At 60.5% G+C, this 21,694-nt stretch carries 18 protein-coding genes and 1 pseudogene; 10 read left to right on the top strand and 9 right to left on the bottom strand.

Features of this window, described 5'->3' with window-relative positions:
* Positions 1 to 2: 2 nt before the first annotated feature.
* Complete coding sequence (locus E0H22_RS25005) at positions 3 to 587, top strand: flavin reductase family protein (RefSeq protein ID WP_233023613.1); 585 nt, start codon at positions 3 to 5, stop codon at positions 585 to 587.
* Between the two features lie 4 nt (positions 588 to 591).
* Here the strand turns inward: E0H22_RS25005 and E0H22_RS25000 are convergent, their stop codons facing one another.
* The 4 genes from E0H22_RS25000 to E0H22_RS24985 all read right to left on the bottom strand — a co-directional run bounded on the left by E0H22_RS25000 (position 592) and on the right by E0H22_RS24985 (position 8,883).
* Entirely contained in the window at positions 592 to 2,817 is a 2,226-nt protein-coding gene (locus tag E0H22_RS25000) for a CHASE2 domain-containing protein (protein ID WP_233023612.1), read from the bottom strand.
* 10 nt (positions 2,818 to 2,827) lie between these two features.
* Positions 2,828 to 4,135 carry an HlyD family type I secretion periplasmic adaptor subunit gene (locus E0H22_RS24995; protein ID WP_233023611.1) on the bottom strand — a complete coding sequence of 436 codons (1,308 nt, stop codon included), beginning with the start codon at positions 4,133 to 4,135 and terminating at the stop codon, positions 2,828 to 2,830.
* Positions 4,132 to 5,889, bottom strand: coding sequence for a type I secretion system permease/ATPase (locus E0H22_RS24990; RefSeq protein ID WP_233026548.1), 1,758 nt, complete (start codon positions 5,887 to 5,889; stop codon positions 4,132 to 4,134). The genes E0H22_RS24995 and E0H22_RS24990 overlap by 4 nt, the downstream gene beginning before the upstream one ends.
* Before the next feature lie 141 nt (positions 5,890 to 6,030).
* Complete coding sequence (locus E0H22_RS24985) at positions 6,031 to 8,883, bottom strand: cadherin-like domain-containing protein (RefSeq protein ID WP_430715187.1); 2,853 nt, start codon at positions 8,881 to 8,883, stop codon at positions 6,031 to 6,033.
* 237 nt (positions 8,884 to 9,120) lie between these two features.
* Here E0H22_RS24985 and E0H22_RS24975 point away from each other — a divergent pair, with 237 nt between their 5' ends.
* Positions 9,121 to 9,963 carry an SDR family NAD(P)-dependent oxidoreductase gene (locus E0H22_RS24975; RefSeq protein ID WP_233023610.1) on the top strand — a complete coding sequence of 281 codons (843 nt, stop codon included), beginning with the start codon at positions 9,121 to 9,123 and terminating at the stop codon, positions 9,961 to 9,963.
* 584 nt (positions 9,964 to 10,547) lie between these two features.
* Here E0H22_RS24975 and E0H22_RS24970 read toward each other — a convergent pair.
* Positions 10,548 to 10,790: pseudogene (locus tag E0H22_RS24970) on the bottom strand (hypothetical protein); the annotation flags it as partial.
* A gap of 91 nt (positions 10,791 to 10,881) precedes the next feature.
* On the opposite strand from E0H22_RS24970, the gene E0H22_RS24965 reads away from it, so the two are divergent.
* On the top strand, positions 10,882 to 11,706 hold the full coding sequence (locus E0H22_RS24965) for a DUF4886 domain-containing protein (RefSeq protein WP_430715186.1): 825 nt from the start codon (positions 10,882 to 10,884) through the stop codon (positions 11,704 to 11,706).
* A 138-nt stretch (positions 11,707 to 11,844) separates the two neighbouring features.
* Here E0H22_RS24965 and E0H22_RS24960 read toward each other — a convergent pair whose 3' ends face one another.
* Positions 11,845 to 13,071: an LLM class flavin-dependent oxidoreductase gene (locus E0H22_RS24960; RefSeq protein WP_233023609.1), complete on the bottom strand. Its 1,227-nt coding sequence runs from the start codon at positions 13,069 to 13,071 to the stop codon at positions 11,845 to 11,847.
* 189 nt (positions 13,072 to 13,260) lie between these two features.
* On the opposite strand from E0H22_RS24960, the gene htpX reads away from it, so the two are divergent.
* From htpX to E0H22_RS24930, 6 genes are all read left to right on the top strand, one after another.
* Positions 13,261 to 14,199: a zinc metalloprotease HtpX gene (gene htpX / locus E0H22_RS24955; RefSeq protein ID WP_233023608.1), complete on the top strand. Its 939-nt coding sequence runs from the start codon at positions 13,261 to 13,263 to the stop codon at positions 14,197 to 14,199.
* An 89-nt stretch (positions 14,200 to 14,288) separates the two neighbouring features.
* Positions 14,289 to 15,689 carry an MFS transporter gene (locus tag E0H22_RS24950; RefSeq protein ID WP_233023607.1) on the top strand — a complete coding sequence of 467 codons (1,401 nt, stop codon included), beginning with the start codon at positions 14,289 to 14,291 and terminating at the stop codon, positions 15,687 to 15,689.
* 179 nt (positions 15,690 to 15,868) lie between these two features.
* On the top strand, positions 15,869 to 16,105 hold the full coding sequence (locus E0H22_RS24945) for a hypothetical protein (RefSeq protein WP_233023606.1): 237 nt from the start codon (positions 15,869 to 15,871) through the stop codon (positions 16,103 to 16,105).
* Between the two features lie 199 nt (positions 16,106 to 16,304).
* Positions 16,305 to 17,447 (top strand): extracellular catalytic domain type 1 short-chain-length polyhydroxyalkanoate depolymerase, encoded by a 1,143-nt coding sequence (locus E0H22_RS24940; RefSeq protein ID WP_233023605.1) that lies wholly within the window; start codon positions 16,305 to 16,307, stop codon positions 17,445 to 17,447.
* Between the two features lie 116 nt (positions 17,448 to 17,563).
* The gene (locus tag E0H22_RS24935) at positions 17,564 to 17,983 is read left to right on the top strand and encodes a DUF1236 domain-containing protein (protein WP_233023604.1); all 420 of its coding nucleotides are present in this window, start codon (positions 17,564 to 17,566) and stop codon (positions 17,981 to 17,983) included.
* Between the two features lie 257 nt (positions 17,984 to 18,240).
* A complete protein-coding gene (locus E0H22_RS24930; RefSeq protein ID WP_233023603.1) occupies positions 18,241 to 18,441 on the top strand; it encodes a hypothetical protein in 201 nt (66 codons plus the stop codon).
* A gap of 10 nt (positions 18,442 to 18,451) precedes the next feature.
* Here E0H22_RS24930 and E0H22_RS24925 read toward each other — a convergent pair whose 3' ends face one another.
* Entirely contained in the window at positions 18,452 to 19,117 is a 666-nt protein-coding gene (locus tag E0H22_RS24925; RefSeq protein WP_233023602.1) for an MBL fold metallo-hydrolase, read from the bottom strand.
* 123 nt (positions 19,118 to 19,240) lie between these two features.
* Positions 19,241 to 20,368 carry a vWA domain-containing protein gene (locus E0H22_RS24920; RefSeq protein ID WP_233023601.1) on the bottom strand — a complete coding sequence of 376 codons (1,128 nt, stop codon included), beginning with the start codon at positions 20,366 to 20,368 and terminating at the stop codon, positions 19,241 to 19,243.
* Between the two features lie 170 nt (positions 20,369 to 20,538).
* On the opposite strand from E0H22_RS24920, the gene E0H22_RS24915 reads away from it, so the two are divergent.
* Positions 20,539 to 21,033, top strand: a complete 495-nt coding sequence (locus E0H22_RS24915; protein WP_233023600.1) for an MmcB family DNA repair protein — start codon at positions 20,539 to 20,541, stop codon at positions 21,031 to 21,033.
* A 13-nt stretch (positions 21,034 to 21,046) separates the two neighbouring features.
* On the opposite strand, the gene E0H22_RS24910 is transcribed toward E0H22_RS24915, so the two are convergent.
* Entirely contained in the window at positions 21,047 to 21,601 is a 555-nt protein-coding gene (locus E0H22_RS24910) for an ActR/PrrA/RegA family redox response regulator transcription factor (RefSeq protein WP_233023599.1), read from the bottom strand.
* Between the last annotated feature and the right edge of the window lie 93 nt (positions 21,602 to 21,694).

The following is a 21,694-nucleotide window of genomic DNA, read 5'->3' as shown; positions in this document are numbered from 1 at the left end:
CCATGAACTCCGTAGTGCGCAATCTGACCTTCGATCGCGATGCGCCGCCTGCTGCATTTCGTAACGCCATGCGTTCGCTGGCGGGCGGCGTTAGTGTCATCACGGTTGGGCGTGGCAAGGATATCACTGGCATGACGGTGACTTCGGTGTCGTCACTCTCCGTCGAGCCGCCGACTCTGATTGTCAGTGTGAACCGTCAGTCATCCTCCTGGCCGCTGTTACAGCGCTACGGCGCCTTCGGTGTCAACATTCTTTCTGCCGATCAGGTGGATGTTGCCGAGCGCTTTTCCGGCAAGGATGGACTTAAGGGTGCAGAGCGTTTCACCGGTGCGCAGTGGCTCACCCGCGCGACGGGCGTGCCACTGCTGTCCGGTGCGCTCGCAGCGATCGATTGCGAAGTTGAAGAAACCATCGAGCGCCACTCCCACGCCATTGTCATCGGCCGCGTCCGCGAGGTGATCACGGGATCGCCGCATACCGCGCTGACCTATTGGGATGGGCAATATGTGGCCATCGATCAGGATGAAGATAATCTCAAACTCGCCGAAGTAAGCCTTCCGACGCCGCGTGCACTGCGGGAAATCTGACGCATTATTTTGTCAGAACAGCAAACGCACCATTCCAGTTCGCTGGCGGCGGATTGTCGCGACAAGTGCGAATCCGCTTGTCATATAGTCCGTACAGCGTCTCAAGTTGATGGCTGACATCTGATTTGCGTCCGCGTGCGATGGCAAGGAGAGCGCCGTCCCAATCGCGATTGCGGTAGCAGGTCAGCATCTCCTTGGTAAGATTCTGTAGCTGCCGGAACCGCTCTGTCCTAGCCGTGTCTTCACGGCCCGCAAGAGCGTAAACCACCTCGGGTTCGGCCTTCCCCTTCACCATGATGAAGTCGAGCTCGAGAATGGCAAATTTATCCCTAGCGGCTAGTGCAGTCTTCGAACCGACAATAATGGGAAATCCGTATTCCTTCGATTGTCCTTCGAGACGTGAGGCAAGATTGACACTATCACCCAGCACTGAGTAGTCGAATCGCAGGTCCGAGCCCATATTGCCGACGACGCAGATGCCAGTGTTCAGCCCGATGCCGACATTGAGTGGAATATAGGCATGGCCTCCATGGGCCGCCTCGTCCTCGCGCTGTTTGTTCAGCGCGTCGACCTTCTCAAGCATATCGAGCGCAGCGTGGCAGGCATTGATCTGATGCTCGGCGTCGTCGAGTGGCGCATTCCAGAATGCCATGATGGCATCACCCATATATTTGTCGATGGTGCCCCTGCGATCGATGATCGCGTTGGTGAGCGGTGTCAAAAACCGGTTCATCAGTGTGGTCAGGCCATGCGGGTCGTGCTTGTAGGACTCCGAAATGGTGGTGAAGCCGCGTACATCGGAGAACATGATGGTCATCTCGCGCTCCTCGCCGCCGAGCCTAAGCTTGTCGGGTGATTGCGCGAGCTGAGCCACGAGGGCAGGCGACAGATATTGGCTGAAGGCTGAGCGAATGCGACGACGTTGCACCTGCTCCCGAATAAAGTTGCTGAAGATCAATGCGAGATAGATGAGTGTGGTCGAAAGCAGCGGGTAGGTGAAGTCGATCAGTAACCGCTGTGCCGCGAAAAAATACCAGGATGTTCCAATCAGAAGCGCCGCAAAGATCGAGCCCATGATGACCAGTGTGATTGGGCCGAGTATCGGTGCCAGCCAGATCACGACGATGCCGAGGGTTGCTGCGGTGAGTAATTCAGCGCCGATCGCGTAGTTCGGCTGCGACAGGACGGCTTTTGTCAATGCGCTTTCGAGTACCTGCGCATGAATCTCAACACCAGGCATCGAGGCATCGAGCGGCGTTGTCTTGACGTCGAGCAAGCCGACTGCCGAAGTACCGATGAGCACCAGCTTCTGGGCGATGGCTTGCGGAGGCGCGGTGGCGTCCAGGATATCGGCTGCAGAAACATAAGTGCTCGGATCGTGCCTGGCGAAATGCACCCAGAGCTGGCCGTTACGGTCGGTCGGTATTTCAAGCCCACGAATGCCTATACTCTTGATCCCCGCGCGATCCGACTTGACCAGAATTGTGTCCGTTCCGGATGCGACGCGCAACATCTCGAAGCTGAGCGACGGCATGACAATGCCTTGGGTCCGAATGAGCATAGGCACGCGGCGAACGATGCCGTCACGTTCGTTGCGGATCGAGAAAATGCCGCGACCGGCAGCCGCCTTCTCGATCGTTTCGATATTGCGAAGCAGCCCTGGGAAATTCAGCATGAAGGGCTGTGGCTCGCTGCCGATGGTGGCGAGACCGGTGACGGGCAGCGTCCTGTCGAGTTCGCGCACGACGTAGGGCAGGCCGGATTCGCCCAGTACCACCCGGGATTGCCTGATCGCATTGGCGAATACCTGGTCGTTGCTGGGGAGAGCTATCAATCGCGTTCGCGTCTCGTCGTCGAGGCCGGCGAGACTGTTTACGAGGAGATCGGGATTCAGCCGGTCAGGTTCCGGAAATACGACATCGAATGCGATGACGATCGCGCCCATTTGCCCAAGCTTGCTGACAACATCCGCAAGCAGCGTGCGCGGCCAAGGGAACTGCCCATATTTCCGAATACTCTTTTCATCGATATCTACGATCGTAACGGGCTTCGCCGTCTTTCTGCGCGGTTCTATCATTTGATAGGTATCGAAGCTGCGCAGCCGTAATTCTTCGAGGGCGGGAATGTCGGCGATGCGCAGGGCTGCCAGCGTGAACAGCAGAACGACGCAAAATGCTCGCGCTTTGCCGAACCGCCGCGCCAGCCGTCTCACTTGCCATGCAAGCTTCATGGTTTGCGTATCACTTCTCGCGGAAGGCGCGCATGAACTGGTCGCTGAGCGGCTTGGCGAGATAGGACAGCATGGTGCGTTCGCCCGTCTGCACGAACGCCTCCACGGGCATGCCTGGGATCAGGCGAACGTCCCCCAATCGCGCTACTTCCGATGGTGGGAGCGCGATGCGGATGGTGTAATAGGCTTGGCCGGTGCGCTGATCGGTGGTGGTGTCCGCGGAGATGCGACTGACCTCTCCGTTTAGCTCCGGGGTGGTGCGCTGGTTAAAGGCGCTGAGGCGGAGCATGGTCTTCTGGCCGATCAGCAGCTTGTCGATGTCCTGTGGATTGACCCGCGCTTCCACGGACAGGCTGTCGGTCTGCGGCACAATCAGCATCAGCGTGTCGCCTGCGGTGACGACGCCGCCCACCGTATGCACATTCGATTGCAGCACCACGCCATCCTGCGGCGCGCGGATATCGATACGGCGTAGTTGATCTTCTGCGGTCACCTTGCGTTCAACGAACTCGCCGATCTTGTCATTGGTCTCGCGCAGATCCTTGGAGACCTCGCTCACCAGATCCTTGTCGATCTGCAGGATCTGGAGCTCGATCTCGGTGATCTTGCCCTTGGCCTGCGCCCGCGCGGCGATGAATTGTGCGCGCTCGCCAGCGAGGCGCGCAGCGTCGCGCTCCAGTATGGTGAGGCGTGAAATCTGCACCAATTGCTGATCGAACAGGCCGCGGACACCGATCAGCTCTTTCTCAACCAACGCAATTTCGCGGGTCTTGGCGGTTTCCTGCGCGGTGAGGCCGACGATTTCCTCGTTGAGCTGCGCTATGCGCTCGCGCAATTGTTGCTTCTGCCCGATTCGCCCGGCAGAACGGACATTGAACAGTTTGGTTTCGCTATCGATGACATTCTTTACGTCATCATCGGCTATCTGGTCGAGCAGTTGTGGCGGGAAGGCGATGCGGTCGGCGCCGCGCTGCTCAGCTTCGAGGCGTGCAGCGCGTGCCCATAGACCGTTGAGATTCTTGGTGACGATGGCGAGACCGGCTTTGGTCACGGTGTCGTCGAGGCGTACGACGACATCGCCGGCCTTCACGATATCTCCGTCGCGCGCGCGGACTTCCCCGACCACGCCACCGGTCGGATGCTGGACTTTCTTGACGTTGGAATCGACCACCACCGATCCTGGTGCGATCAGTGCGCCGGCAAGCTGTGCAGTGGTTGCCCAGCCGCCGAGGCCTCCGCCGAGCATCAACACGACGACGAGGCCGATCATCAGATGAAGACGTATCGAACGATGCGAGGGAGTATCGGGCGTGATCATGGCTTGGTCACTCCGCCGTCGGCGACGATCTTGATCGGCTGCGGCGCCGGTCGTTGCAGCACCTGACCGAGCACCGTCTCCTTCGGTCCGAAGGCTTGCATACGACCGTCTTTCAGCACCAGCAGCATGTCGACGCCCTCGATGCCGATCGGCCGGTGCGCCACCACGATGACGATAGCACCGCGGGCGCGGGCGGCACGCACTGCACGGGTCAGTGCCTCGTCGCCTTCGGTGTCGAGATTGGAGTTCGGCTCGTCGAGCACGATCAGGAATGGGTTGCCATACAATGCGCGTGCTAGCGCGATGCGCTGTGCCTGGCCGGCCGAGAGCACGCTGCCGTGCTCACCCACCTCGGTATCGTAGCCTTCTTTCATCCTGACGATGAGATCGTGAACGCCGGCTTGCCGGGCGGCGGCGATGATGTCGTCGTCCTTTGCGCCGGGGTCGAAACGGCAGATGTTTTCGGCGATGCTACCGGCGAAGAGTTCGACGTCCTGTGGCAGATAGCCGATATGGCGACCGAGATCGTCTGGTGCCCATTGATCGAGCGAGGCGGCGTCGAGGCGGACATAGCCGCGCGCCGGCTTCCACACGCCGACCAATGCACGCAGCAGCGACGACTTACCGGAGCCGGAAGGGCCGATGATGCCGAGGCCGTTGCCGGCCTTCAGGGTGAAGCTGACATCGCTCACGGTGACGCGCTGCTCGCCGGGAGGGGCGATGCTGACGGCCTCGATGCTCAGCTTCTCCCTCGGATCCTGCAATTGCGTCAGCGCCGGCAGCGTCGGTAGCACATGCAGCAGCCCATTGAGGCGTTCCCAGCTCTGCCGTGCCGTCACAAATCCTTTCCAGTGCGCGATCGCGAGATCCACCGGTGCCAGCGCGCGAGCGCTGAGAATCGAGCCGGCGATGATGATGCCGGCAGTGGCTTCCTGATTGATGACCAGATAAGCGCCGACACCGAGCACGGCGGATTGCAGCATCATGCGCATCACCTTGGCGATGGCGCCGAGGCCGCCGGCGACATCGCTGGTACGGAGGTTCCCAGCCAGATAAGTCTCGTTCGCGTCCTTCCAGCGCCGCGCCAGCCGGCCGGCCATACCCATGGCGAGCACCACCTCGGCATTGCGTCGGCCGGATGCCGCGATGCCACCGCGTTTGGCTGCAAGGGTGGCGGCTTCCTGTGCTGGGGTCCGCGTCTGAAGTTCGGTAAGCACGGTTAGCGCCACGAGCAACAGTGCGCCGACCAGCGCGGTAACGCCGATCAGCGGATGGAAGGCGAAGCAGATGGCGAGATAGAGCGGCAACCACGGTAAGTCGAACAATGTGCTCGGGCCCTGTCCGGAGAGAAAACCGCGAATATTGTCGAGATCGCGCAGCGGCTGTAGGCCCTCGTTGCTCCTGCCGGCCAGTAAGGGTAACTGTATCACGGTCTGGAACACCCGCGGACTTAAGGTCTCATCGAGCGACGCGCCGATTCGCACCAGAATGCGCGCGCGCAGCAGGTCGAGAACGCCCTGCGCGATATAGAGCCCGGCAGCGAGCACGATCAGACCCACCAGTGTCGGCACGCTACGGCTCGGCAACACCCGGTCATAGACCTCTAGCATAAAGAACGAGCCGGTGAGATACAGGATGTTGATCATGCAGCTCATCAACCCAACGCCGAGAAAAGCGCCGCGACAGACACGTAGCGCCTCGCCAAGTTCAGACCGGGCCGGTGCGTGGGATGATCGTGGCTGGCCGCGCTGCATCGTCAAACCTTTGCGGATCATACGGACGTGGTTCTGAGCGCCCTTGGTAGCGCGAAAGTCTCATCACCAGAATACTATGTCATCGACGGAAGCGTTTGTGCAGACGAAGGCTCCAAAAGAATAAGGGGCGCCGGTCTCATGTCACGTTGAGGTAGAATGAACGATGAAGTCGCTGGCGCTCAGATTGGTATGTGTCACATTATGAAGCAAGATTGTGTTATGAGCGTCCAACGTGATCAGGGTATCCGCCCCGTTGAGCGGGCTTGCGGTGACATGTTGTGCTATCCATGCGGTGACATCGTTCGTGCTGACCACGGCTGAGAGATCGATGTGATCGACGTGTGTCTGGAAATCGAAGATGGTGTCGTGGCCAGCATTCGCCGTGAAGACGAAGTTGTCCGCGCCACCAAGGCCGATCAAGAGATCGTCGCCGCCGAACCCGTTGATGGTGTCGTTGCCATCGGTTCCATACAGTGCATTATTGCCATTTGTCGCCACGTTATTGGTCGTGATGTAGGTGACCGTGGCGTGCTGACCGGCGGCAATACTGCCGAAGTCATAAGTGAGCGAAATCGCATTATCCGCCAACGCCCTATTGGGATTGTTGGGGGAATCATAGGCTTCGGGAGCGTAGGGATTCGTATTGGTGAAACCAAAGGAGGATGCGCGCCAGTCGCCGCTCAATCCGATCAGCGCCACATCAGCGCCTGACGCTCCTCCCTTTGCGGAAACGATGGCAACATCGTTCGCTCCGATCGGGTTATGGATAACCTCGTTGCGAGTCTGATGGGTGCCATACTGGTCGACATCCTGGTCGGGGTCGAAATTGCGCATGAACCGCACGTGATCGAGCGCTGTGGTGCCGCCGTTGAAGATATCGATCGTCGTCGTAAAGAAGTTAGCGTCAGCGCCAAGCGTGATCGTCTGTGTCAGTATCACGCCATTACCTGCACCCAACACCGTGCTGACCGAGTTCGATCCGTCGGCATTGTGAGTGAGTGTGTTTGAAATCGCGCTGAAGTCCTTGTCGCCCATCATGGGAGCACCGTTGAGCACCACGTGATGTCCGCCGATGTCGTAGCCCAGCACGATGCGATCTTCCGGAATGCCCGGCGTCGTGACGTTGCCGGCTCCGGGCAGAACAAAGCCGTCAGTCGCCCCAAAGGGAGAGATATCGATAGTGGTGCCGGCGGTCGATGTCAGGTGGCAGATCGCCAGAAAATCAACATGCGCGGCGAATGGGGCGCTGCTATCGATGCCGTCGCTCACGGTGAGCATGACATCGGGCGCAACCCCGCCACCGTCATGCACAAAGCGGACATGACCGGCATAGAGGTCTGCGCTGGTGAAAGTCGTGGCATCGATCCAATGGATGCCATCCGATGAAACCTGAAAGACGCCGTGCGTCACGTGCGAGATCGTGAATGTGAAGCTGGTGCTGTCGATATCGCTGACACCGATATTCGCCGCAGTGAGTATCGCCGTTCCGCCTTCGGCCACGGTGATCGATGCATGGGTGATGACGGGCGGCGCATTGACGAGGCTGAATCCGATGATACCGGGGACGATGCTGCTGAGATTGCTGGATGCCGCACCGTCGTCGGCCTGAAGCGAGAAGGTCGGCGCGGCCTGGCCGCCGTCATGCACGAACCGGACGTGGCCTGCGCTCAAATCGGCGCTGGTGAAGGTGGTCGTATCGGTCCAGTGAATGCCGTCGGTGGAAACCTGAAACGTGCCGTGGCTGACATTCGAGACCTTAAACGTGAAGTTGGTGCTGTCCGTATCGCTTGCGCCGACATTTGACGTACCAAGAATGACGGTGCCACCCTGGCTAATGTCGAGTTTTGCGATGGTAATGATCGGCGCCGTGTTGATATGCGTGATAGTGACGTCAACCGGCAGGATCGTGCCTGGCGAACCGTTCGGATTGTTGATCGGGACGGTGATCGATCCCCCCGGCGGCAGATCCTGGAACGGGTTGAATTTCAGAGGCTGTGGGCTGGTACCGGAATTGGGATCGGTGGGTGATGATCCGCCGGGTGGCGAGCCATGTAGATTCTGGTTCGGGCTTGGCAGACCAAAATACAATTGAAACACGGGGCCCAGGATGGCGATCGCGTCCGGCGACAGCGGCGGCGCCTGCCCGGTCGATGTATCGCCGGCGCCTGTCACGCTGGTCACCAGACCAGCCTGATTGACCGTTCCGATCACGACGCTCGGATTACTCTTGCTGTACAGCAAGTAAGAGCCGACCTGGCCGCCGGGCTCGACCAGCACCTGGAACTTGACCGGCGGCGCATCGCCTTGTCCGGGCACTTCAAAGCCGATTTCGACCAGCACGGCGGTGCCGCGAATCCCCATGGTGGCCACGGGCGTATCGACACGCATGTCGCCGTGCTTTGCCGTTTCGCCGGCGACGAAGGTAATCGTACCTTGCACGAGGCTGAGCAGCGAGGAATTCGACGATCCATTGGGATCGTAGACCATCTCGTTCAGCATCATGCGCGCATTCGACGACAGGCCGAACACGGTGCCGTCGATAAAGGTGAGGCCAAGCACCGAATCCGTGCCGGTTTGTACCATATCGCCTTTCTGCACCTTGTCACCGACATTGAGCATCACCGAGACGCCGTTGCGGATCGCAGTCGCGTTGCCAGTAAGCTTGGTGACAGTGCCAATCTCCTGCGCTGCCGCACTCGCGCCGCCGCCCAGTTGCGCGACCTGGACTTCGCCGACCAGCGCCTTGACGAGGCCGGCAGATAGGGTTGCGCCATCGGGCGATGACAATGCCGCGCGCTGCGGACCCTTGAAATAATCGGAGACGATGTAATCGTGGCCGTCTTTCGACAGCACGAGATCGACACCGGCGCGTTTGTAGTCGCCGGAAAAGAGCAGATTGGCGTCGTGAACGATGATCGTCGATGCTGTCGCGGACGATAAAACGCTACCAACCGGACCGTCGCCGCCCGTTGCGTCGGTCTGCGTATCCCCCACGTTCGCAAACGCGAATGTCCCGGCGTAGTTCAACAGCTACCGCGCATGGTTATGGAATGGATAGTGATCAGACCATGCATATCATCATGGTGTGCAATGCGAAAGTGGACGGCCACGCATCCCGGTTGAGACCGCGTGCGCTCAGCTTTGGGGCAGGGCGGGCCGCCAAATATGCCTTGCGCTGCGATAGTTCGCCAGCGTCAAATACCCCTACAAAAAGCATCAGGGAGAAATGTCATGGGGCGTCTCGACAACAAGGTAGCTGTGATCACCGGCGCGACAAGCGGGATTGGTTTTCGGACAGCGGAAATCTTCATCGCCGAGGGCGCAAAAGTCGTGATTGCGGGACGCCGCGCCGCCGAAGGCAACGCGCTGGCAACCAAGCTCGGCGCCCATTGTAGCTTTCGCCAGACCGATGTGACCGATGAAGCACAGATGCAGGCGCTAATCGGTCATGCCGTCGAGACTTTCGGTCGGATCGATTGCCTGTTCAACAATGCTGGAGGCCCGGCGCAGACGGGCGGTATCGAGGGCCTGACGGTCGATCGTTTCGATGCGGCCATGGCGACGTTGGTGCGCAGCGTCATGCTTGGCATGAAGCACGCGGCGCCGCATATGAAGAAGCAGGGCTCCGGCAGCATCATCAACAATGGCAGCATCGCCGGCCGGCTCGCGGGCTATTCGTCCTCCGTCGTCTACGGCGCCGCCAAGGCGGCAGTCATCCATCTCACCAAATGCGTAGCCATGGAGCTCGGTGAGAGCGGTGTGCGCGTCAACAGCATCTCGCCTGGCGCCATCGCCACCGGCATTTTCGGCAAGGCGCTGGGACTATCGGTGGAAGCTGCCGAACAGACCCCAGCACTCATGCGCGAGGCGTTTAAGAGCGCGCAGCCGATCCCGCGCGCGGGATTGCCGGATGATATCGCCCATGCCGCGGTGTTCCTTGCCAGCGACGAGTCGTCCTTCGTCAACGGTAACGATCTCGTCGTCGATGGCGGCGTCACCGGCGGCCGCAACTGGAGCCAGCAGCAACAGGGCTATGTCGCGATGCGCAAGGCGTTCGGCCAGAGTGAGGGATGATTGGGTGCCGGGCTATGCGGCGCGGATGCCACCGTGTGGTTGAAACTGGACGGCTTCGAAATCCCGGTGGTCAACTGCTGATGCTTAAAATTCTCCGTTTTTTCGTCAGCCGTATTTGAAGCTCATCTGCCAGTTTGCCGTCCGTTCAGGAGGAGGTCAGCACCGGGGCGGCGCTCGGTGACTGGGTTTCCTACGCGATCGGTAACCATTTTGACCGCACAGCGACAACCATCTGGCCGCTGTCACGCCGTCCCGATCTCATTCCGCGCGCGGAAGAGTTCTTTTTGCCGTGGGGGCATTGAGTATTGTCGGATGCCGCTTCTTCGGCCCGCTCCGCGCGACCGTCCCGCTGATCGCCGGCGTTTTCCATATGCCGAGCACCACGTTCCAGATCGCGAACTGGTGTTAGGCCTTTCTCTGGGCCGCGACTTTGCTATTACCGGGATGTATCTTGTTTCGCTCGTGAGGCGATGCCTCGCGACGATTCTGATCGGGCAGGGAGCCTTTCAGGCGGCGCAGCGATAGGGACGCATCGGCGTGACGAATGCGCCGGCGGCATGCTTCGGAGGTATGAGGTTGACGATGCGCCCGTGCTTGCGGAGAAAATCCCGCCCAGTGGCGGTGAGCCGGATCAGCACCTCATGGCCTTGTCTGTGCTCGCGCGCCGCAAATCCGCGGTCGATGGCGTCTTCCCATACCGTCAGTCGCGGGCATGACGTCCGCCATGCATCGAGCACGTCGGCATAGGATCTGGGTTCGCGTGCGATCCATTCGAGGAGGTCGAGGATCAGGGGATCGAGGTTTTGGGAAGCGAGGTCTTGGGACATGGCGTATTCAGCCTCCTGCGATCACGGCCGGCGCAATCTGTGCCGCCCTGTGCTATCGGTACCCAACATAATAAGAACCGGGAGGCATTGCATGTCCAGAGCTATGCGCGCTGTCATTGTTGCCATGGCGTTTCTTGCTGCCACGGCCAGTGTGCCCGGTGCGGTGCAAGCCCAGACCAAACCCAAAGTCACGTCGCTGGGACCTGATTTTCCGAAGACCGAGATATTCATCGGCAACAGCTTCTTCTATTTCAACAACAGTATGCATAGCCATGTGCTGGCGATGGTGCGCGCCGCCGACCCCTCCAACAGGACGAGCTATCAGGCGACCTCGGTGACCATCGGTGGCTCCGGCTTTGAATGGCACGATGTCGAGAGCTATTTCCGCCCCAACGCAATCGCGTCCTATTCCTTCGACGATAATAACAACATCATCTTCAACAAGCGCGAGCGGCTGTTCGATGCTGCGATCATGATGGATTGCAGCCAGTGTCCGATCCATCCAAAGCTGAAGTCGGTCTTTACTGAATATGCGAAGAAGGATGCAGACATCGTCCGAGCGCATGGTGCAATCCCGATCTTCTTCATGTCCTGGGCCTATGAAGACAAGCCGGAAATGACCCAGCAACTGGCCGAGGCTTATACACTCGCGGGCAATGATAATAACGCCCTGGTGATTCCGGCAGGTCTGGCCTTTGCCAGGATGCGCGCGAAGCAGCCCGAGCTCAATCTCTACCAGCCGGACAAGCGCCATCCGAGTCTCGCAGGCACCTATCTCGCCACCTGCGTCACCTTCGCGGCACTCACGGGGCGTTCGCCGGTCGGCAATCCCTATCTCGCCGGTCTCGATGAAACGACTGCGAAACTGCTGCAGACGGTGGCCTGGGAAACGGTGCAGGATTATTACGGGAAGTAGCTTCTATCCCTCCCTCATGGTGAGGAGCGCGCATCTCGCAGGCGTCTCGAACCATGAGCTTGGTGCTCTCATCCTTCGAGACGCGACCGAAGACGATCGGCCCTCAGGATGAGGGGCGGAGTGATAGGCTTTAAGCTCTCACCCCTTCTTCTGCAGCTCCGGCGCATTGACCAGCGGAATCGCCACGCGGCCGGGGCCAGTGAGTGGCAAGGCGGCGGCCGCCTTGTCGTTGGCCATGATCTTGGCCATCACCGCCTGGCCCGCGCGCTCGAACACCTCGCGATTCTCGATCACGAATTGCTGCGACTTGCGCAAGGATGCGATGTAGCCGTTGATCTCCGGCACCACATAGCGCGCGACCATATCCCAACTGCGCCGCGTGTTCTCCGGATTGGCCCAGTCGTGCACGAAACCGATGATGGCGCCAACGCCGCCCGAGACCTGCATCAGGTTCTTGATGGTCTTTACGAGATCGTCGGGCGTGCCGATGGTGGAGGCGGCGGCTTCCCCGCCTGCGGTCTGCTCGACCGCGTCCTCCGGAGAGGCGAATGGCTTGAGGCCCGGCCGCTGCAGCGTGCCGACGTTGTATTCGTTGTGCCAGCGCATCAGGCCGGCACCGGCTTCGCGCCGAGCCTGCTCGCGAGTCTCGGCAATGTGCCAGCTCAGCAGCACGCGCCAGTTGGCGCGGTCGACGGTGGTGCCGTGCTTCTTCGCGGCGTCCTCGGCGAAGCCCCATTGCGTCGGCAGGGCCATCAGCCCCTGTGTCGACATCGAGCCCAGCGAGATGATGCCGATACCGTATTTGCCGGCCAGCGTCATGCCCGAGGGCGAGATTTGCGAGGCCACAACGAACGGCATCTCCTCCTGCAGCGGCAGGATCTGCAGCGCGGCGTCATTCATGGTGAACCAGTCGCTCTTGGCGGTCACGCGCTCGCCGTTGAACAGGCGGCGGATGATGGCGATGGCTTCGTCCTGGCGGTCGCGCTGGGTCATCGGGTCGATCCCGAGCGTATGAGCATCGGATGCCAGCGCGCCCGGCCCGGACCCGAAGATCGCGCGGCCGCCGGTCATGTGATCGAGCTGCACCATACGTTGCGCGACATTGAAAGGGTGATGATATGGCAGCGAGATGACCCCGGTGCCGAGCCGGATGCGCTTGGTGCGCTCGCCGGCGGCGGCCAGAAACATTTCGGGCGAGGCGATCATTTCCCAGCCCGAGGAGTGGTGCTCGCCGCACCAGAATTCATCATAGCCGAGTGAATCGAGCTGTTCGACGAGATCGAGATCGCGCCGGAACTGCAGCATCGGATGTTCTCCGATGGGATGATGCGGGGCAAGAAAGGCGCCGAACTTCACGCGAGCCATGAATGTTTCCTCTTTGTCATGTTTTTGGCTGGGGCCAGCCTAGAGCGAGCAGATTGCTCGTCAATGCATTTACCGATCTAGCCGCGACGCGCTGCCGCACAATTGCGTCTTGCGGAACCAGAAGCGCCATCACCATTTTATTGTGGCACCGCAATGCATTCGTATGCGTGCGCGGGGGCAGGAGGAAAAATGAGTTACTTCAAGACCGCAATCTTGTTGGCCGGTATGACCGCCTTGTTCATGGGCGTCGGTTATCTCATGGGCGGTGCGTCGGGCGCGATGATCGCGCTGGTGGTTGCCGCCGGCATGAACATGTTCGCCTATTGGAATTCAGATCGCGCAGTGCTGTCGATGCATGGCGCACAGCCGGTGGATGCGCGCAACGCGCCGGACCTCTACCGCATGGTCGGAGAGCTCGCCCAGAATGCCGGTCTGCCCATGCCCAAAGTCTATATCATGGACAATCCGCAGCCGAATGCCTTTGCGACCGGCCGCAATCCGCAGAATGCCGCGGTGGCGGTGACCACCGGCCTGATGCAGCAGCTGTCGCGTGAAGAACTCGCCGGCGTCGTCGCGCATGAGCTCGCGCATATCAAGCATCACGACACGCTGCTGATGACCATCACCGCCACCATCGCCGGCGCGATCTCGATGATCGCCCAGTTCGGCATGTTCTTCGGCGGCAACCGCAACAACAATGGTCCGGGTGTCATCGGTCAGATCGCGCTGATGATCCTGGCGCCGCTCGCCGCCATGCTGGTGCAGATGGCGATCAGCCGCACCCGCGAATATGCCGCCGACGAAATGGGCGCCCGCATCTGTGGCCAGCCCATGTGGCTCGCCTCGGCACTGGCCAAGATCGAAAATGCCGCGCATCGGATTCCCAACGAGGATGCCGAGCGCGCGCCAGCCACAGCGCATATGTTCATTATCAATCCGCTGTCGGGCCGTGCCATGGATAACCTGTTCACGACCCATCCGGCCACGCAGAACCGCATCGCTGCGCTCCAGCAGCTCGCCCATCAGATGGGCGCACAGGGTGGCTATGTACAGCAGCGCCCGGCAGCTCCCGCTGCGACCGGCCCCTGGAATGGCGGTAGCACGCCGCGCCGCGGGCCTTGGGGTTAATCGTCCCCAATTACCTCTGACGTAATGGCTTTGCCTCCGGGCACCTGCGATCTCACTGGGATTCACGCGGCCCGGGAGGTTTTCGCGTCATGCATCAGATGGTTCGGACGTCAGCCGATCAGTCCCGGCGCTGGCTTGTGCTCGCCATCGTGGTGGCGGCGCAGTTCATGTTTGGCGTTGACGCCTTCATCGTCAATGTGGCGCTGCCGACCATCGCGAACGATCTGAACGCCAGCCCGGCGCAGGTCGAAGCGGTCATCGCGATCTATCTGATAGGATATGGCACGCTGGTGGTCACCGGCGGTCGGCTCGGCGACATCCATGGCACCAAGCAGGTTTTCATCGCCGGTGTGTTTGGCTTCAGCGTAACCTCACTGTGGTGCGGGCTGACGCAATCAGGCCCTGAGCTGATCATCGCGCGTCTTGCGCAGGGGGCCACTGCTGCGTTGATGGTGCCGCAGGTGCTGGCCACCATCCACGTGCTGTTCAATGACGAGGCGCGGGCGCGTGCGTTCGCCATCTACGGGATCGTCCTCGGCCTTGCCGGCGCTGCCGGTTTCGCGCTTGGCGGCGTGCTGGTCGGGCTGAACCTTGCCGGCTTCGGGTGGCGCGCGGTGTTTTTCGTCAATATCCCCGCCGGCATCGTTATCATTCTCGCCGCGCTCCGCTGGATGCCGGCGCCACCGGCGCGGCAGAACACGCGGCTCGATATTCCCGGCGCCATCACGTTGTTCGTTGCGTTGCTTTGCTTGATCGGGCCGTTGCTGTTCGGTCACGATGTCGGCTGGTCACCAGCTGTGTGGCTCGTGATGCTCGCAGGTGTCGGCGTGATGGCAGCCTTCCTTCGTCTGGAACGTCGCCTTGCTGCGCGAGGAGGCATACCGCTGATCGACCTTGTCCTCCTGAAGGATGACGTTTTCATGCGCGGGCTCGCTGCGGTGTTCCTGTTTTTCTTCGCTAACCTGTCTTTCTATCTGGTGGTTACGCTGTATCTGCAGGCCGATCTGAAGGTTGCGCCGCTCCACGCGGGTCTTGTCTTCCTGCCCTTGGCCATCGCCTTCGTCATCGCTTCCCGCCATAGTGCCGTGCGCGCCAAGGCCAAGGGGACGCGCGTGTTGATCGAGGGCTGCGCGGTTCAGATCACGGCTCTGGCAGCCCTGTTTCTCCTGACCACAGCTGTATCGACGCCATCCGTTGGGTTGCTCACGGCGGCCCTGATTGTGTTCGGCTACGGGCAGGGGCTCGTTATGGCGCCGTTATCGGGTGTTGTGCTCGCCAGCGTGCCGGCGGCGAGTGCGGGCGCTGGTTCCGGCATCTATGGCACGACGACTCAGATCGCCAATGCAGCAGGCGTCGCCGCCATCGGTGCGCTGCAGGCCGCGGTGCAGATCGCCGTTTCCGGCCGCGCAGCCTTCGCCGCCAGTCTCATTGCCTGCGCCATATCGATTGCGTTGTGCGGAGCATGTTTGGCCTGGATGCGCCGCGGATGAATCATCCTTTTCAAGCATCCAGCCCAGTGAGCTTGTAGGAGCGAACGCTATTCCAGCAACAAGTTTGCGACAAATGGTTGACTTGCCGCGTAACGTTTGAGGTCAGGTTGCGTATCGCTGGCAGGAACGTTTCGCGCAACATGGCGTTGTGCCGACCGGTCCATTCTGGAGGAACAATCATGAAGAAGACCATCCTTGTAGCGATCTTTGCCACTGCGATCGGCGTGACTCCGTTTGCTGCCATGGCGCAGGCAACCGGTTCGTCCGGTCAGGAGCCGGCCAAGATGGGCAGCGGCACCCAGGGCATGTCGAAGGAGGGCATGTCCAAAGACAGCATGAAGAAGGAATCCATGCATAAAGACGGCATGCACAAGAACCGCATGAAAAAAGACAACGATATGATGAAGAAGAACTAGGCGTTTTCATCCCTTTCTCCCGCATGACCCGGTCGTGCGGGCTTCTTCTGATACCTTTTTTACAAAGCCTTTTGGAAAAATCGTATCGTTCGCGTTTCAGTGATGGGTAAATTGAAGCCGAATCGCTGTTATTTTGCACTGCAGCAACTATATGTCGCCGGGGCCGTTGTATAAGCGCGCCGACCCGTTAGGAGCTGCCGTGTCCCTCGCCGACAATATCGACTTTCTTCGTCATCTTCCGAAAATGCCCGGTGCGTTGCACGGAATGGGACGAGCGCGTCTTCCCGCAGACGACAGTCCGCTGGTGGAGGTCGCAGATTTCGGCAGCAATCTCGGTAATCTGAAAATGTTCGTTTATGCACCGGAGCGGTTGGCGCCGAAGCCGGCGCTTGTCGTCGTGCTGCATGGCTGTACGCAGACGGCTGCCGGCTATGATATCGGCAGCGGCTGGTCCAAGCTCGCGCAGCGCTATGGATTTGTGCTCGTCATGCCGCAGCAGAAGCGCGCGAATAACGGCAACACCTGCTTCAACTGGTTTGCGCCCGACGATATCGCCCGTGATAGCGGCGAAGCGCTCTCGATCCGCCAGATGGTGGAGCATGCCGCCATTGCTCACGGCGTCGATCCCGCGCGCATCTACATCACCGGTCTGTCCGCTGGTGGCGCCATGACCTCGGTGATGCTTGCGACCTATCCGGAAGTCTTCGCTGCCGGTGCTATTGTCGCTGGTCTGCCTTACGGCATCGCGCATTCGATGCAGGAGGCCTTGGCCGGCATGTATCGCGCGCCTGCGCGCAGCGCCAGGGATCTCGGTGACCTCGTTCGCAAGGCATCGCCGTATCAGGGGCCATGGCCCCGTGTATCCGTCTGGCATGGTGCGGCGGATCGCACGGTCAATCCCGCCAATGCCGGTGAAATCGTCAAGCAATGGCTCGATCTGCACGATCTGCCTGATGCGCCGATGTCCGCCGGCGATGTCGATGGCTATCCGCGTGAAGTGTGGTGGAATGGCAAGGGAGAGACGATGGTGGAGTCCTACACCATCACCGGCATGGCCCATGGCACGCCGCTCGCGATCGAGGGCCATGAAGACCCTTATGGCGCGGTCTCGAAGTTTATGCTCGACGCCGGCATCTCGTCGTCCTGGTACATTGCGCAGTTCTTCGGTCTCACCAAACAGGAGCCGATTCGCACCGCGGCCACGGATGAGTTGCGCAGCCGGCAGTCTCGGCGGGCGGAACAGGAGCGTCGCAGCGCACGTCGTGATCCTCCCGTTCGGCGTGCGCTCGATGTTTCCGGCGCGATTACGCGCGCATTGAAGGCTGCAGGGCTCATCAGATAAGGGCGCGCATTGTTTCGCGATTCTGTCTCCGTTTCGCGGTTCTCTCTCCGGAACCATTGCAAAGGCGACGCACTTGTATCGCCGCAATATGTGCAATCGCAAAATGGGAGATCGTCATGATCCGCCGTCTTCTCGGAACTGCCGCCGTCGTTGCTACGATGGCGATTCCTGCTCTTGCTCATGCCCAGGGCGTTCCCGGGGGCATCGAGCGCGGGGCTGCCGAAGGTGAACGCGCTGCAGGCCCCGTGGGAGCTATTGTAGGAGGCACGATCGGCGGGGTGGTTGGCGGCGTGGCCGGTGTACTGGGCGTCGACGATCGCCCGCGCTTCCGCAGCTATGTCGTCGAACAGCATCGTCCGTCCTATACCTATGACCGCGAGGTCCGTGTCGGCGCCGTATTACCTGCAAGCGGCGTGACCTATTACGAGGTTCCGGCCGAATATCGCGCGGCGCGTGAATATCGCTACACCGTGGTCAACGGCCGCACGGTTCTGGTCGAGCCAGGCACCCGTCGGATCGTCGAGGTGATCGACTGAGACCTCTATTGAAGCATGGTTTTGTCCGGAGGCCAGCCCACTTTTTGGGGGAGTTTGCCGGACTGAGATCATGGAAGCGCACTCTTCCAAACTGCAGGCCGCTCCGGTTGGGCGGCCTGTCTTGTTAAGCTCTGCAACTTCGCTACAAAAAAGAGAGTTGCCGCAATACGTGCAACTTTTTGTCACATTTGGCGTTACTACGCATCATGATGACGAAACCTGATACTTGGTATGTTGCCTTCGGGCCAGACCGTGCCGTGAAATCGGATCCCCGCCCTCCGGGCCCGGCGCGGACGACAAAGACGTTCAAATCCGAAATCGATGCGAAGATCTTTGCCCGCGAGATCCTCGCAAAAGGCTGGACCGCAACGGCCGGCACGCTGAATCCCTATCAGCCGAAGCGCACCATCGCGGCCTCGCAGATCGAGGACTGGATCAATCCCGACCACGTCGGCTGAGTGTTCTCGGTCAGGCCATCCCTGTGAGAAAGGGATTGGTCATCCGCTCCTGGCCGATGCTGGACCCTGGTCCGTGACCGCAGATGAAACCTACATCGTCGCCGAGGGGAATCAGCTTGTTCATGATCGAGCTGATCAGCGTCTCGTGGCTCCCGCCCGGGAGATCGGTCCGGCCGACAGAGCCGGCAAACAATACATCGCCCACATGGGCAAATTTCATACCCTTGCTGTAATAGACGACGCTGCCGGGTGAATGGCCGGGACAGTGCAGGATCTCGAAGGAGAGGCCGCCGACGCTGACGATATCGCCCTCCTCGAGCCATCGGTCCGGCTTGAAGTTGCGCACGCCGGCGATGCCGTAATTGGCGCCTGAGGACTCGACGTTGTCGAGCAGGAATTCGTCGGCCTTGTGCGGGCCGATGATCTCGACCTTCAGCGCATCGCGCAGTTCGGCGGCGCCGCCGACATGATCGATATGGCCATGGGTGAGCCAAATCTGCCCGACCTGCACATTGGCCTTGGCAATTGCCTCCCGGATCAGCGGCACGTCGCCGCCGGGATCGATCACCACCGCCTGTCGGGTGGCTTCGTCCCACAGGAGCATGCAGTTCTGCTGAAACAGCGTCACCGGAATGATGGTGCCGCCGGCTTGAGCTTTGGGTGCGTTCTCTGTCATCGCGCCACAATGCCGATTTTTCTTACGGATGGAAGAGGAAGCGCGATGCAAATTCGAGCGGGCCGCATCCCCGCACCGGCCCGGTGAAGCCGGGCGGCGAGGGGCCACTATTCCGATGTTAAACTACTTCTTGAGCTGCACTTTCAATGTCGCCTCCACCTCGCGATCGAAGGACGAGGCCTTCGGTGCCCCCGTCTTGTCGCGCTGCGCGGCCACATAGGCGTCACGTTTGACGACCAGCGCGGTGAGCTTGGCGTTAAGCTCCTTACGTAAGGTCATCTGCTTTTCGAGCTCAGCCGTGCGATCCCGCATCGACAGTTTTCGCAGCGACTCCGGCAGCTCATCATCCTTGACGCCATCGAGCCTCTTGCTGCCCGACGCCACATCGGCGACCAGATCGCCGCCACCGGTTACAGCCTCCGACGACAGCTTTGCCCGTTTGTTGATATAGCTCGCCATGTCCGATGCCGAGGCTGGCGCTGCGCGGGCGACTTCCGATAACTGCCGCGTCTTTTCCTCGGTGCGCTTCTGCAGCGTGCGGGGACCGTAGGGGATCACGGTCTTGTTGATCTCGTTTTGCAGGATGATGATCTCCTCATCATACGGCGTCTCGATGATCACCACCTGTCCGCCATCCTGCGGGATCGCGATAAAGCGACCGTCGCCGCGCTGGGCGATGTCGCGCCAGGCGCGTTCGGTATCGCGGGCGCCGCCGGCAAGGACGGCGTTGACGATGATCTCTTTCTGCTGCGCCACCTTCATCGTCGTCTCGTACTTAGTATCCTGCGCATAATCCATATGCGGTGGGGCGTCGCCGACCAGGAACACGATGCGCCTGATATCGCCACCCTTGGACCATTGCAGCTTGTTGATGGCGACATCGAGCGCCTCGTTGACGCTTTCGGGCCAGTCGCCGCCGCCCTGCGCTCTCACTTGCAGCAGATTGGCATAGAGATCCTGAATATCGGTGGTGAGGTCGAATTTCTTCGTCACATACTCATCGCCGATGTCGCGATAGGCGACGAGTCCCATACGGATGTCGGCATCGGGATTCTGGTCAAGGATCGAAGTGGCAATCGACCAGATTTTGCGTTTCGCGCCTTCGATCAGGCCGGCCATAGAGCCGGTCGTATCCAGCACGAAAGCGACCTCTACGGTGGGTTTTGCGTGCGCAAATGACGTGAAAGCGGCTTGAGGCAGACTTGCGGCAGCGACGATCAGGGCGACACGGCCGATACGGGCTAAGCTCATGGATTGTCTCCGGTTCTTTCGCTTGATCACGCGCGGGTGAATGGACACGGTCATTGGCAGCGCCGGTTTTGTCGCGTGTGGCAACACGGAGGCAGCACAGCGACATTCCAGCGGCCGGCCTCGTTGGGATGTATTGGGTGCTCCCGCCGAAATCGGCTAAGTTCGTCGCTATGGAATCGACCGCCGTTCAAACCCCGACGCTGATTTTCGATCGCCGTCAGTCCGAAACGGCGCTGGCTGTCGCGCGTGGAACCGCGCGCCTGCTGCGCTCGCTCGGATTTTCGTGTGTTGCCGAGCTGCCGCTGCCTTCGGGGCGGCGGGCGGATCTGGTGGCGATGAACGAGAAGGGCGAGATCTGGATCGTCGAGATCAAATCATCGGTGGAGGATTTGCGCGCCGACCAGAAATGGCCGGATTACCGCGCCCATTGCGACCGGCTGTTCTTTGCTTTCACGCAGGATTTGCCCTGCGAGATTTTCCCTGCCGATACCGGATTGATCGTGGCGGATGCCTATGGCGCGCATGTGCAATGCGAGGCGCCGGAACACAGGCTTGCGGCTGCGACGCGCAAATCCATGATGTTGCGTTTCGCAATGACGGCAGCCTACAGACTCAACAGGCTGCACGACCCTCAAGGTCATGCAGCCTTGCCGAATGAGCTCTAGCTGTTAGGCGCGCTTACCGCGGGGCGCGCTTGGCGAGAATGCGCTGCAGGGTGCGGCGATGCATGTTCAGGCGGCGCGCGGTTTCCGAGACGTTGCGGTTGCACATTTCATAGATGCGCTGGATATGTTCCCAGCGCACGCGGTCGGCCGACATCGGATTGCTCGGCAGTTCCGACTTGTCGCTGTCGATTGCAAGCAGTGCATTGACGACGTCATCGGCATCGGCCGGCTTCGACAGATAGTCGACGGCGCCCATCTTCACGGCGGTCACAGCGGTGGCGATGTTGCCATAACCGGTGAGCACGATGGCGCGCGCATCCGGGCGCTGCTGCTTCAACGCGGACACGACATCGAGGCCGTTGCCGTCGCCGAGGCGAAGATCGACCACGGCAAAAGCCGGCGCCGATTTGCCGATATGAGCAAGGCCGTCGGAGACGGTATCGCAGGAGGTAACGGTAAAGCCGCGTGTCTCCATCGCGCGTGACAGGCGTTCCAGAAACGGCTTGTCGTCCTCAACGATCAGGAGCGAGCGGTCGGTCTGTTCGGTCACTTCAGCAAGAGCGTTCACGGTTTCAAATCCTCCATCTGCAATGTCCCTAGCATATGGCGTCGCCGAGTTCACCTGCCAAGAACGTGATCGACCGGATGGCTTGGCCGCGAA

Origin of the sequence: Rhodopseudomonas boonkerdii (assembly GCF_021184025.1) — a bacterium.
GTDB lineage: Bacteria > Pseudomonadota > Alphaproteobacteria > Rhizobiales > Xanthobacteraceae > Tardiphaga > Tardiphaga boonkerdii.
Note: the sequence above shows the minus strand (reverse complement) of the source record. Positions and strands in the feature narration are given on the sequence as shown.

Excerpts from the sequence above, each read along its gene's own strand:
- E0H22_RS24965 (WP_430715186.1), top strand. The coding sequence starts at position 10,882 with ATGTCCAGAGCTATGCGCGCTGTCATTGTTGCCATGGCGTTTCTTGCT.
- E0H22_RS24945 (WP_233023606.1), top strand. The coding sequence starts at position 15,869 with ATGAAGAAGACCATCCTTGTAGCGATCTTTGCCACTGCGATCGGCGTG.
- htpX (WP_233023608.1), top strand. The coding sequence starts at position 13,261 with ATGAGTTACTTCAAGACCGCAATCTTGTTGGCCGGTATGACCGCCTTG.
- E0H22_RS24915 (WP_233023600.1), top strand. The coding sequence starts at position 20,539 with ATGGAATCGACCGCCGTTCAAACCCCGACGCTGATTTTCGATCGCCGT.
- E0H22_RS24925 (WP_233023602.1), bottom strand. The coding sequence starts at position 19,117 with ATGACAGAGAACGCACCCAAAGCTCAAGCCGGCGGCACCATCATTCCG.
- E0H22_RS24920 (WP_233023601.1), bottom strand. The coding sequence starts at position 20,368 with ATGAGCTTAGCCCGTATCGGCCGTGTCGCCCTGATCGTCGCTGCCGCA.
- E0H22_RS24950 (WP_233023607.1), top strand. The coding sequence starts at position 14,289 with ATGCATCAGATGGTTCGGACGTCAGCCGATCAGTCCCGGCGCTGGCTT.
- E0H22_RS25005 (WP_233023613.1), top strand. The coding sequence starts at position 3 with ATGAACTCCGTAGTGCGCAATCTGACCTTCGATCGCGATGCGCCGCCT.
- E0H22_RS25000 (WP_233023612.1), bottom strand. The coding sequence starts at position 2,817 with ATGAAGCTTGCATGGCAAGTGAGACGGCTGGCGCGGCGGTTCGGCAAA.
- E0H22_RS24990 (WP_233026548.1), bottom strand. The coding sequence starts at position 5,889 with ATGCAGCGCGGCCAGCCACGATCATCCCACGCACCGGCCCGGTCTGAA.
- E0H22_RS24935 (WP_233023604.1), top strand. The coding sequence starts at position 17,564 with ATGATCCGCCGTCTTCTCGGAACTGCCGCCGTCGTTGCTACGATGGCG.
- E0H22_RS24960 (WP_233023609.1), bottom strand. The coding sequence starts at position 13,071 with ATGGCTCGCGTGAAGTTCGGCGCCTTTCTTGCCCCGCATCATCCCATC.
- E0H22_RS24975 (WP_233023610.1), top strand. The coding sequence starts at position 9,121 with ATGGGGCGTCTCGACAACAAGGTAGCTGTGATCACCGGCGCGACAAGC.
- E0H22_RS24995 (WP_233023611.1), bottom strand. The coding sequence starts at position 4,135 with ATGATCACGCCCGATACTCCCTCGCATCGTTCGATACGTCTTCATCTG.